This window comes from Blastococcus sp. CT_GayMR16, from assembly GCF_004570875.1.
Taxonomy (GTDB): Bacteria; Actinomycetota; Actinomycetes; order Mycobacteriales; family Geodermatophilaceae; genus Blastococcus_B.
In genome coordinates this window covers 67,542-79,619 of the sequence record NZ_SPQK01000005.1, presented here as the reverse complement: position 1 = coordinate 79,619, position 12,078 = coordinate 67,542, and the positions used below count along the sequence as shown (strand labels likewise).

The 12,078-nt window shown below is 73.1% G+C and carries 8 protein-coding genes; 7 read left to right on the top strand and 1 reads right to left on the bottom strand.

What is annotated here, in order from left to right; genetic code table 11:
* The first annotated feature begins 35 nt into the window (after positions 1-35).
* The 7 genes from E4P38_RS08095 (at position 36) to ligA (ending at position 11,410) form a co-directional block, all read left to right on the top strand.
* Positions 36-998, top strand: a complete 963-nt coding sequence (locus E4P38_RS08095; RefSeq protein ID WP_135131264.1) for an electron transfer flavoprotein subunit alpha/FixB family protein — start codon at positions 36-38, stop codon at positions 996-998.
* 122 nt (positions 999-1,120) lie between these two features.
* Complete coding sequence (locus tag E4P38_RS08090) at positions 1,121-2,311, top strand: cysteine desulfurase family protein (RefSeq protein ID WP_135131263.1); 1,191 nt, start codon at positions 1,121-1,123, stop codon at positions 2,309-2,311.
* A complete protein-coding gene (gene mnmA / locus E4P38_RS08085; RefSeq protein WP_135131262.1) occupies positions 2,308-3,402 on the top strand; it encodes a tRNA 2-thiouridine(34) synthase MnmA in 1,095 nt (364 codons plus the stop codon). The genes E4P38_RS08090 and mnmA overlap by 4 nt, the downstream gene beginning before the upstream one ends.
* Before the next feature lie 145 nt (positions 3,403-3,547).
* Positions 3,548-5,857: a bifunctional metallophosphatase/5'-nucleotidase gene (locus E4P38_RS08080; RefSeq protein ID WP_135131261.1), complete on the top strand. Its 2,310-nt coding sequence runs from the start codon at positions 3,548-3,550 to the stop codon at positions 5,855-5,857.
* Between the two features lie 48 nt (positions 5,858-5,905).
* Complete coding sequence (locus E4P38_RS08075; protein WP_209309001.1) at positions 5,906-6,940, top strand: methionine synthase; 1,035 nt, start codon at positions 5,906-5,908, stop codon at positions 6,938-6,940.
* A gap of 62 nt (positions 6,941-7,002) precedes the next feature.
* Positions 7,003-9,234: an insulinase family protein gene (locus E4P38_RS22855; protein WP_167760493.1), complete on the top strand. Its 2,232-nt coding sequence runs from the start codon at positions 7,003-7,005 to the stop codon at positions 9,232-9,234.
* 40 nt (positions 9,235-9,274) lie between these two features.
* Complete coding sequence (gene ligA / locus E4P38_RS08065; RefSeq protein WP_135131260.1) at positions 9,275-11,410, top strand: NAD-dependent DNA ligase LigA; 2,136 nt, start codon at positions 9,275-9,277, stop codon at positions 11,408-11,410.
* Here ligA and E4P38_RS08060 read toward each other — a convergent pair.
* Entirely contained in the window at positions 11,407-12,072 is a 666-nt protein-coding gene (locus E4P38_RS08060) for an ACT domain-containing protein (protein ID WP_135131259.1), read from the bottom strand. The genes ligA and E4P38_RS08060 overlap by 4 nt on opposite strands.
* Positions 12,073-12,078 lie beyond the last annotated feature (6 nt).

The following is a 12,078-nucleotide window of genomic DNA, read 5'->3' as shown; positions in this document are numbered from 1 at the left end:
CCCGGCCCGGATCACAGGAAGAGGAGACACATCCCATGGCAGAGATCCTGGTTCTGGTCGAGCTCAACCCGGCCGGCGGCGGAGTCCGCAAGACCACTCTGGAAGCTCTCACCGCGGCGCGTGCGCTGGGTGAGCCCTCGGCGGTCGTCATCGCCGCGCCCGGCACCGCAGCCGGCGTGAAGGACAGCCTCGCGGAGTACGGCGCCGCGACCGTCTACGTCGCCGAGTCCCCCGAGATCGACGAGTACCTCGTGGCCCCCAAGGCCGAGGTGCTGGCGCAGTTGGTCGGCGAGAAGTCGCCCGCCGCCGTCGTCATCCCGTCCTCTCCGGAGGGGAAGGAGATCGCCGCCCGGCTGGCCGTCAAGACCAACAGCGGCTTCCTGACCGACGTGACCGAGATCGCCGCCGACGGCACCGCGACCCAGGCGGCCTTCGCCGGCCAGGTCATCGTGCACTCGAAGGTCACCACCGGGACGCCGATCTACACGCTGCGCGGCAACTCGGTCACCCCCGAGCCGGCCCCCGCGGCGGGTACGGAGCAGGAGGTGTCGGTCTCGCTGTCCGACGCGGCCAAGCAGGCCCGCGTGACCGACCGCGTCGTCGAGCAGAAGAGCAGCCGCCCCGAGCTCACCGAGGCATCGATCGTCGTCTCCGGTGGCCGCGGTGTCGCCAGCGCGGAGAACTTCTCGATCATCGAGGCCCTCGCCGACTCCCTCGGCGCGGCCGTCGGCGCCTCCCGCGCCGCGGTGGACTCCGGCTTCTACCCGCACAGCTTCCAGGTGGGGCAGACGGGCAAGACCGTCTCCCCGCAGCTCTACGTCGCCGTCGGCATCTCCGGTGCGATCCAGCACCGGGCCGGCATGCAGACCTCGAAGACGATCGTCGCCATCAACAAGGACCCCGAGGCGCCGATCTTCGAGCTGGCCGACTTCGGGGTCATCGGTGACCTGAACGCGGTCGTCCCGGCGGCCACCGAGCAGATCACCGCCCGCAAGTAGAGGACCCGTCCTCCTCCCGACTCGCTTCGCTCGCCGCGAGCCCCGGGACGGGGCCGAACAGCCAGTCGAGCGCCGATCCCCCAGGGGTCGGCGCTCGACGCGCGTCTACCCTCGGGAGCGCCATGACCTACCTCGACCACGCGGCCACGACGCCGATGCTGCCCGAGGTGCTGGCCACCATGACCGAGCAGCTGGGCCGGGTGGGCAACGCCTCGTCGCTGCACGCCAGCGGCCGCGCCGCCCGCCGGTCCGCCGAGCAGTCGCGCGAGCGGCTGGCCGAGGCGCTCGGCGCGCGGCCCTCGGAGGTGGTGTTCACCGGGGGCGGCACCGAGAGCGACAACCTCGCGGTCAAGGGGCTGTTCTGGGCCCGGCGGCAGGCCGACTCCCGCCGACGCCGGATCGTGGTCAGCCCCGCGGAGCACCACGCCGTCCTCGACAGCGTCGAATGGCTGGCGAAGCACGACGGCGCCGACGTCACCTGGCTGCGGGTCGAGCCGACCGGCCGGATCACCCCCGACGCGTTCGCCGAGGCGCTCGGGGACGGCAGCGACGTCGCGGTCGCGAGCGTCATGTGGGCCAACAACGAGATCGGCACCGTCACCGACATCGCGGCGCTGGCCGCCCTCGCCCGCGAGGTGGGAGTCCCACTGCACACCGACGCCGTCCAGGCCGTCGGGCAGGTGCCGGTCGACTTCGGTGCCAGTGGCGCCGACGCGCTGACCATGACCGGGCACAAGCTCGGCGGCCCGATGGGCGCCGGGGCACTGCTCCTGCGCCGCGACGCCGAGTGCACGCCGCTGCTCCACGGTGGCGGTCAGGAGCGCGACGTGCGGTCCGGCACACTCGACGTCGCCGCGATCGTCGGGCTCGCCGTGGCCACCGTGGCCTCGGTGAACTCCCGCGAGGAGCGTGCCGCCCGACTTGCGGACCTCCGCGGCCGACTGGTGGCCGGGGTGGTCGCCCAGGTGCCCGACGTCCAGCTCAACGGGGCGCCGCTGGACGACCGGATCGGCGGCGGCCCGGGCCGGCTGCCCGGCAACGCGCACCTGTCGTTCCCGGGTGCCGAGGGCGACGCCCTGCTCATGCTGCTCGACGCGCGCGGCATCGAGTGCTCCACCGGCTCGGCCTGCAGCGCGGGCGTGGCGCGGCCGAGCCACGTCCTGCTGGCGACCGGTGCCGACACCGACCGGGCCCGCAGCTCCCTGCGGTTCAGCCTCGGGCACACCTCGACCGACGACGACGTCGACGCGGTGCTCGAGGTGATCGGGCCGGTGGTCGAGCGCGCCCGGCGGGCCGGGATGAATCAGCGATGAGGGTGCTCGCCGCGATGAGCGGGGGAGTGGACTCCGCGGTCGCCGCCGCGCTCGCGGTCGACGCGGGCCACGACGTGACCGGCGTCCACCTCGCGCTGTCGCCGGACCGGCAGATGCTGCGCAGCGGCGCCCGGGGGTGCTGCAGCGTGGAGGACGCCCACGACGCCCGCCGGGTGGCCGACGAGCTGGGCATCCCGTTCTACGTCTGGGACCTCGCCGACCGGTTCCGCGAGGACGTCGTCGACGACTTCGTCGCCGAGTACGCGGCCGGCCGGACGCCGAACCCGTGCCTGCGCTGCAACGAGAAGATCAAGTTCTCCGCGGTCCTGGACCGGGCGCAGGCGCTGGGCTTCGACGCCGTCGTCACCGGCCACCACGCGCGGCTGCACGAGGGCGAGCTGCGTCGCTCGGTCGACGCGGGCAAGGACCAGTCCTACGTCCTCGGGGTGCTGCGGCCCGACCAGCTGGCCTCGGCGATGTTCCCGCTCGGGTCGATCACGAAGGACCGGGTCCGCGAGATCGCCGCCGAGCGCGGTTTCGCGGTGGCCGGGAAGCCGGACTCGCACGACATCTGCTTCATCCCCGACGGCGACACCCGGGGGTTCCTGGCCCGCACGCTCGGCAGCCGGCCCGGTCCGGTCGTCGACGCCGCCACCGGGGCGACGGTGGGGCAGCACGACGGGACCTACGGGTTCACCGTCGGGCAGCGGAAGGGGCTCGGGGTGAGCGTCGGTGACCAGCGGCCCCGCTACGTGCTGGGCATCGAGCCGGTGACCCGGACGGTGACGATCGGGACGCAGGACCTGACCGGGATCGGCGAGGTGCGTACCGGCGTGCCGACGTGGACCGGTCCGGCGCCCGCGCTGCCGCTCGCCGCCCACGTCCAGCTGCGTGCGCACGGCACCCCGGTGCCGTGCGAGGTCCTGGCCGACGACGGCGGACTGCGGATCGTGCTCGCCGAGGAGCAGCGCGGGGTGGCTCCTGGACAGTCCGCGGTGCTCTACGAGCCGGACCCGGCGCGGGGCGACCGTGTACTCGGGCAGGCCGCCGTGCAGACGGCACGCGAACGTAACGAAACGGTTCGTCACTAGGTCTTGGCTTCCAGCCGGAGAGCGGCTAGCTTCTGTGACGAGCCGCTTCCCGAGCGTGAACATCTGAGCTCGGCTCACGAATTACGCCGCTGACGAGGTCGCCCCGCGGGGTGGCCTGTTCCCGCATGTCCTCTGGAGGACCCCCTTGCGCAGATCGCGCCTCTCCCTGGTCGTCGCCCTGGCGCTGACGACCTCCGCCGCTGTGGTGGCGCTGCCGACCGCAGCCTCCGCCGCGCCGGCGCCCGCCACGCCTTCGGCGGACGTACCCGTCCAGCTCCTGGCCATGAACGACTTCCACGGCCGGATCTCCGAGACCACCGCCGGTGACAGCCAGTTGTTCACGGGTGTCGGCCCCGGTCCCGACAAGACTGCGGGGACCGCCGACGACGGTATCGAGAGCGTCGGCGGCGCAGCGCACATTGCGACCACGGTGAACAACGCTCGCAGCGCGTTCATCGGCGCGGGAGGCACGGACGCATCGTCGCTGTTCGTTGGCGCGGGTGACCTCATCAGTGCCTCCCCGTTCAACTCCAGCGCCTTCAAGGACGAGCCCACCATCGAGGTGCTCAACGCGATGGGACTCGACGTCTCGTCCGTCGGCAACCACGAGTTCGACCGTGGCACCGAGGAGCTCCGCCGCATCTCCGGCGCGACCGACGGCACTTACACCGACGACGTCACCGCCTGCGAGGGCATCGTGGTGGGCTCGACCGGATGCTTCGGCACCGGCGAGCACGCGTTCGACGGCGCGGACTTCCCCTACCTCGCGGCCAACGTGATCTCGAAGACGACGCAGCAGCCGATGCTCCCGCCGTACCAGGTCTTCAACGTCGGCGGCGGCAAGAAGGTCGGGCTGATCGGTGTCGTCACCGACACCACACCCACGATCGTCGCCGGCGCGGGAGTCGCCGACGTCACGTTCATCGACGAGGCGGAGGCGGTCAACCGCTGGGTCCCGGAGCTGCAGCGGCAGGGCGTCCAGGCCATCGGTGTGCTCGTCCACGAGGGCGGTACGAACGCCGGTGCTGACGGCAAAGCAACGGCGGACAGCAAGTTCGCGAACGGCTGCGACAAGCTCAGTGGTCCGGTCGTCGACATCAACAATGCCGTCGTCCCGGCGGTCGACCTGATCATCAGTGCGCACAGCCACCAGGCATACAACTGCATGCTCACCGACTCCGCCGGCCAGCCGCGGCTCGTGACGCAGGCCGGCTACTACGGCCGCCTGGTCAGCGACATCCGGCTAACGCTGGACGGCACCACCGGTGACGTCGTGCGCTACTGCTCCGCCGGCTACGAGGCCAACAACCTCCCGGTGTACCGGAGCGGCACGGGTGACCCCGAGGTCGCGTCAATCGTCCAGTACTGGACGACCCGTGCGGCGGAGACGGGCAACGTGGTCGTCGGTTCGCTCGTCGAGGCGGCGGCGCGGGCCAAGAACGCCAACGGGACGGAGAACCGTGGCGCGGAGTCCCGGCTGGGGAACCTGGTCGCGCAGGCCCAGCTCGAGGCGCTGGTGGCAGACCCGGCCCACGCCGACCCGGCCGTGGGTGCACCGACCATCGCGTTCATGAACCCCGGCGGTCTCCGGGCGGACATCGACGCCGGCGCGGTGACCTACGCCGAGGCATTCGCCGTCCAGCCGTTCAGCAACAGCGTCAACAGCATCACGTTGACCGGTACCGATATCCGCGGCCTGCTGGAGCAGCAGTTCGTCGGCGGCGGCCGGACGACCCAACTGATCCTGGGCACCTCGAACGGCTTCCGCTACCAGTACGACGCGAGCCGTCCGTACGGAGACAAGGTCGACCCGGCCTCCATCACGCTGAACGGCACGGCGATCGTTCCGACGCAGAAGTACCGCGTCGTCGCCAACTCGTTCCTCATCAACGGGGGGGACAGCTTCACCTCCTTTACCAAGGGCACGGGCCAGGCGACGGGCCCGATGGACGTCGACACGGCGGTGAGCTTCTTCAAGGCCCACAACCCGACGACGCCGCCGGCCGCCGACCACGGCGTGCCTACCCCATCGAGCCGTCCGGCCGACCCGGTGAACCTGCCCACGGCCCCGGTCGCCCCGGTGACCACGGTCGACGCCGACCCTGGCCTCGAAAGCCCGGTGTGCGACGCGACAGCGACGATCAGCAAGGCCACCCCGACCCGTGGCGAGTCGGTGACGGTCACCGGTGCGGGGTTCGCGCCGAACCAGCCGGTGACGGCGACCCTGGCCGACCGTCGGGTGCTCGGCACCGCGACCGCGGACGCGACCGGCGCCGTCACCGTGGCGTTCCGGGTGCCGGTCGACCTGCCGGCCGGTCAGCAGACCGTGACGCTGACCAGCACCTCGGGGGAGAAGGCGTCCACCACCTTCACCCTCGGCACGGTCGGCTCGGACGTGAAGACGGTGGTCACCGCCCTCATCACGAAGCTGCTCGCCTGGCTGCGCGGCCGCTGACCGACGGGCTGATCGGAGCCACGACGGCGGCGGGCTACCGTCGCCGTCGTGGCCTCCCCGAACGACCGGAACGACCCGGACAGCACTGACGACCTGAGGCCGGTCCCCATCCCGTGGGGGCCGGCCTCAGGTGTCGGTTCCCTCCCCGGCGCGGACCCGGCCGAGGCCGTCCGCCTCGTGGTGGGTGAGCTGCCGGGCTTCGCCCACCTGCCCGAACTCCCCGCACGCGGGCCCGGGGCAGACCTGATCGGCCGGAGCGCGGCGCTGCTGGTCGACCTCGCCTTCGACCTGACCCCCGCCGGCTGGCGGCTGGTCCCGCGTCCCGGCGTGGACCAGCGGCGCGCGCAGGAGTTCCTCGAGCGGGACCTCGACGCCCTCTACGACGTCGCGGGCAGCTACGACGGTCCGCTGAAGCTGCAGGCGGCCGGACCGTGGACCCTGGCGGCCGGGCTCGAACGCACTCGCGGCGACCGGGCCGTCGTCGACCCGGGCGCCCGCCGCGACCTGGCGCAGTCCCTGGCCGAGGGCCTCGCCGGGCACGTGGCCGCCGTCGCCGCCCGGGTGCCCGGTGCGACCGTGCTCGTCCAGCTCGACGAGCCCTCGCTCCCGGCGGTCCTGCAGGGCGGGCTGCCGACGGTGAGCGGCTTCGGCAAGCTGGCCGCCGTCGAGTCCCACGTGGTCGAGCAGGAGCTCGCCGACCTGGTGCGGCGGCTCGCCGTCCCGGTGGTCCTGCACTGCTGCGCGGCACGCATGCCGATGGACCTCTTCCGGGCGGCCGGGGCCGCCGGGCTCTCCTTCGACCTGGGGCTCGTCCAGGACCTCGACGCCGTGGGCACCGCGATCGAGGCCGGAACCCACCTGTTCCCCGGTGTCGTGCCGGGCACCGACACTCCGCTACCCGCACCGAAGGCGACGGCGTCCCGGGTGCGGGCATGGTGGAACGAGCTCGGCTTCCTGGCCGACCAGCTGCCCTCCGCCGTCACGCTCACCCCCTCCTGCGGACTGGCGGGGGCAACTCCCGACTACGCCCGGGCAGCGATGGCTCACGTCCGCGAGGCGGCGAAGTACCTGCAACCGGAATGACCGACGCGACGACGTCCCGGTGCTACGCGCCGACCCGGCGCGTCAACCCCTAACCTGCGGCGGTGCTGCAGACCTCCATCGACGGCATCCCCGTGTTCGTCGCCGACGCCCCGCCGCCCCTGACCGCCGGCCTGGTCTTCGGCGTGGGACGAGCGGACGAGACGTTCGTCCGCGGGGGCCTGACCCACCTGGTCGAGCACCTGGCCATGGGCGCGGTCGGCCGGACGACGATCGACTCCAACGCCTCCGTGGACCTCTCGAGGACGGAGTTCGTCGCGTCGGGCGCACCCGACCAGGTCGTCGATTTCCTGCGCCGGGTCTGTGCGGCGCTCAGCGACCTCCCCACCGACCGACTGGCCGTCGAGGTCGACGTCCTGCGGGCCGAGGGCGGCCGTGCTGCCCCGCCCGTCGTCGGTGGCCTGCTCGGTGAGCTCTACGGCATGACCGGCCCGGGCCTGGCCTCGGTGCGCGAGCCCGCGCTGCGGTCACTGACGACGGACGACGTACGTCACTGGACGAGCAGCTGGTTCACGCGGCAGAACGCGGCGCTGTGGCTGGCCGGACCGGTGCCGGAGGGCATCACGCTCCCCCTGCCCGAGGGTGTTCCTCCCGCCCGGACGGCCCGGCACCGGACGGCCCTCCGGACACCGGCGTGGACCGAGCTGCCCATCGAGGGCCAGGTCGCACTGGCCGCGGAGATCCCACCCGGGACGCACTTTGCCGTCGGGCTCGAGGTACTGCGCCGCAGGGTCGAGGACGAGCTGCGCCACCGCCGCGGGGTGGCCTACGCCGTCGAGGCAGATCGTCTCCCACTGGACGCCGCGCACCGTCTCGCCGTCGTGGTGAGCGATGTGCGCCCCGGCAACGAGGCCCTCGCCGCGACGGTGCTGTGGCGGGAACTGCAGCGCCTGGCGCACGAGGGCCCGACACCAGGGGAGCTGGACCACGAGCGCGCGGTGCTGACCGGCCAGCTGGACGACCCGCGGTGCGGTGCGGAGGAGGCACGCGCCGTCGCCGAGGCCCACGTGACCGGGATCCCCGCCCGCAGCACCGCGGACCTCCGCCGCGACGTGGCCGCGCTGACCGCCGACCAAGTGCGCGACGCCGCCGCGACCATGCGTGATGCCGCCGTGCTGGGTGTTCCCGAGCCCCTGGAACCGGCGCCGGGCGATCTGCCCCGCCTGCCGAAGTGGTCCGCCGACGTGGTCGAGGGCCGGGTCTTCACGCGCAAGAGGCTCCGGGGTGTCCCGAAGGACGCACGCCTGGTCGTCGGGACCCAGGGCGCGAGCGTGGTGCTGAGCGAGACCGAGCGCAGCACGGTCCGGTGGGCCGAGGCCGTCGGGCTGGTGGAGACCGAGCCGGGGGAATTCCTCCTGCTCGGCCGGGACGGGTTCACCCTGCCGGTCTCCGCCGCCGACTGGCGGGACGGCGACCAGGCGGTCGCCCTCGTCCAGGCGGCGGTCCCGGGGGAGCTCCAGGTGACCGACGACGACGCGGACGAGGGGGAGGGCCTCCTCGTGGTCCGGGCCCCGGCATACAAGGTGCGCGAGGCCGTCGGCCTGTCCAAGCACGACGCGACGATCGTCTACAACGGGGAGTGGACGGTGGTCGTGCCCGACGGGACGGTGTCCACCGCCGTTCGCCTCGGCGAGCTGACCGCGGTCCTCGGCCGTCGTTCCGTCGCGCTCGTGCTCCGGCGCACCCACGCCGACCTGGCGTACGTCCTGCTTCGGGGCGGCACGGAGATCGCCCGCCACCAGTGGGGCGTGACGCCTGGCGACCCGCGGCCGCTGGCGGAGGCCACCGGTCGGCCGGACCACCACATCACCTACCTGCATGGTGTCATCGGCACGCCCGACGAGGTCGCCGCCCACGCGGTCCAGGCGCTCGCGCTGCCTCCGGAGGTGCCCGCCCTGCTGGCCGGCGCACCGGTCGCCGGCGAGCACGTCGTCGGGCGAGGTGCGCTGGGCGGTTTCCGGGCATCGGTGCGCGGTGAGTTCGACCCGCCGCCGGGGACGACGGGGGGCATCGCGCAGTGGGAGCGGCTCAACCGGGACCGGCCGCCGTGGTACCGCATCGCGAACGGCGCGAGTGCCGTGGTCTGCGCCGTGCTGCTCGTGCTGCTGTTCGCCGGCTCGCACGGCCTCCAGGGCCGGCTCTTCGGCACCCTCACCGGGCTGGTGATCATCGGCCTGCTGGGCTCGCTCTGGGGCACGCTGCCGCCGCGCCGGCGCGGCGTCGATCCCCAGCAGGCCGCCCAGCGCGCACCCGCGGACGTGACGCCGTCCGGGTGACAGCCGGTTCGTCGTCGTACCGGGCGGATACCGTTCGCCCGTGAGCACAGAGGCGGAACTGGACCAGCCCGCGGTCGGCGCCGCGGCCGACCGGGAGGACCTGACCGAGGTCCCCGACGACGCCCGCACCCGGCACCGCGACCTCTCCGAGGAGCTCGACGGCTACGCCTTCGCCTACTACGTCCGCGACGAGCCGCTGGTCAGCGACGGCCAGTACGACGAGCTGATGGGCGAGCTCAAGACGATCGAGGCCGCCCACCCGGCGCTGGTGACCCCCGAGTCGCCCAGCCAGAAGGTCAACGGCGGGTTCACCGCCACGTTCTCCCCGGTCCAGCACCTGGAGCGGATGCAGAGCCTGGACAACGCGTTCTCCAGCGACGAGCTGTCGGCCTGGGCCGCCCGCGTCGAGCGGGAGGGCGCGGCGGGGGCGAGCTACCTGTGCGAGCTGAAGGTCGACGGCGTCGCGGTCGCCATCGTCTACGAGCAGGGCCGCATGGTCCGCGCCGCGACGCGGGGCGACGGGACGACGGGGGAGGACGTCACCGCGAACGTCCGCACGATGGAGAACGTCCCGCAGCAGCTGACCGGGGACGACGTGCCCGAGCTGCTCGAGGTGCGCGGCGAGATCTACTTCCCGGTCGCCGCGTTCGCCGACGTCAACGCCGGCATGGTCTCCCAGGGCAAGGCGCCCTTCGCCAATCCGCGCAACGCCGCCGCCGGCTCCCTGCGGCAGAAGGACCCGCGGGTCACCGCCTCCCGGCCGCTGCGGCTCGTCGTGCACGGGGTGGGGGCGCACCGCGGCTTCGACGCCGACCGTCAGTCCGCGGCCTACGACCGGCTGCGCGATCTCGGACTGCCGGTGAGCGACCGCTTCCGGGTCGTCGACGACCTCGAGGCGGTCTGGGCCTTCATCGAGCAGACCAAGGAGCAGCGGCACTCGGTCGCGCACGAGATCGACGGCGTCGTGGTGAAGGTCGACCAGTACGCCCTGCAGCGGCGGCTCGGCTCGACCTCGCGCGCCCCCCGCTGGGCGATCGCCTTCAAGTACCCGCCGGAGGAGGCGACGACCAAGCTCCTCGACATCAAGGTCAACGTGGGGCGTACCGGCCGGGTCACGCCGTTCGCCTACATGGAGCCGGTGAAGGTGGCCGGGTCGACCGTCCAGCTCGCCACCCTCCACAACGCCTCCGAGGTCCGGCGCAAGGGGGTGCTGATCGGCGACACCGTCGTCATCCGCAAGGCCGGCGACGTGATCCCCGAGGTGCTCGGCCCGGTGGTGGCGGCTCGGGACGGCTCCGAGCGCGAGTTCGTCATGCCGTCGCACTGCCCCGAGTGCGGCACGGAACTGCGCCCGGAGAAGGAGGGCGACGCAGACATCCGCTGCCCGAACGCCCGGTCGTGCCCGGCGCAGCTCCGGGAGCGGGTCTTCCACGTCGCCGGCCGCGGCGCGTTCGACATCGAGAACCTCGGCTACGAGGCGGCGATCGCGCTCCTGCAGAGCCAACTCCTGCAGGACGAGGGCGACTTCTTCTTCCTCGACGCCGAGAAGCTGTCCCGCTCGGCGTTCTTCACGAAGAAGGACGGCGCCCTGTCGGCCAACGGGGCCAAGCTGCTGACCAACCTGGAGAGCCGCAAGGACGTCCCGCTGTGGCGGGTGCTGGTGGCGCTCTCGATCCGGCACGTCGGGCCGACCGCGGCGCAGGCGCTCGCCCGCGACTTCCGCTCGATGGACCGCATCGTCGCCGCCACCGAGGAGGAGCTCGCCGCCGCCGACGGCGTGGGCCCGACGATCGCCAAGGCGGTCGCCGACTGGTTCACCGTCGACTGGCACCGCGACCTCGTCGAGAAGTGGCGCAGCGCGGGCGTGCGCATGGCCGACGCGGGGGAGGACGCCCCGCCCGGGCCGCTGACCGGCGTCACCGTCGTCGTGACCGGGTCGCTGCGCGACTACAGCCGGGACCAGGCCATCGCGGCGATCCAGGAGCGCGGCGGCAAGGTCACCGGCTCGGTGTCGAAGAAGACCGGATTCGTCGTGGTCGGGGCCGATCCCGGCAGCAAGTACGACAAGGCCGTCCAGGTGAAGGCGCCGGTCCTGGACGACGACGGGTTCCGGGTGCTGCTCGAGGACGGTCCGGACGCCGCCCGCGAGGTCGCCTCGGTCGGCGACGGGAGCTAGACGGGCGGGAGCTCGGCGACGGTCGACGCGATGCCGGTGAGGTGCACCAGCCGCAGCAGCTCCGACCGACGGAACGCCGGCCCGCCCGAGCGGCCGAGCACCACCGCGCACGCCTCGCCGCCGTAGGGCGCGGCCATCATCTCGATGGCCATGTCCCGCCAGCGCTCGGGAAGCCAGTCGTCGTCGCTCGGCAGCAGCCGCGGGGCCCGCAAGGGCATCCACGGCAGCGGTACGCCCTCGAAGGCCGGGGCGGCGTCCGAGGCGGCGGCCACAGCCCACGTGTCGGGCCCGCACGCCAGGACGACAGCCCACGCGCTGTGGAAGACCCGGGGCAGCTCGGCGGCCAGCAGCTTCGCCGTCGTCCCCTGGTCGGTCCGCGCGAGGGCATCGAGGAGTTCGAGCTCGCGGTGGGTGTCCAGCGGACCGGCGAAGGGCCGCAACGACTCCACGGTCACTCCCGGCACGGCCTGGGCGGCGGTGATGAGGCTGTCGGGAAGCCGGTCACGGGGGAGCTCGACGACGACGTCGTCCACGGCGACGCCGTTGCCCCGTTCCAGGACGTCGAGGGAGACGATGTCGATCCCCGCGTCACCGAGCGCCGTCGCGACGGCGCCCAGGATGCCGGGCCGGTCGGGCACCACGAGGCGCAGGAGATAGGACACGGTTCC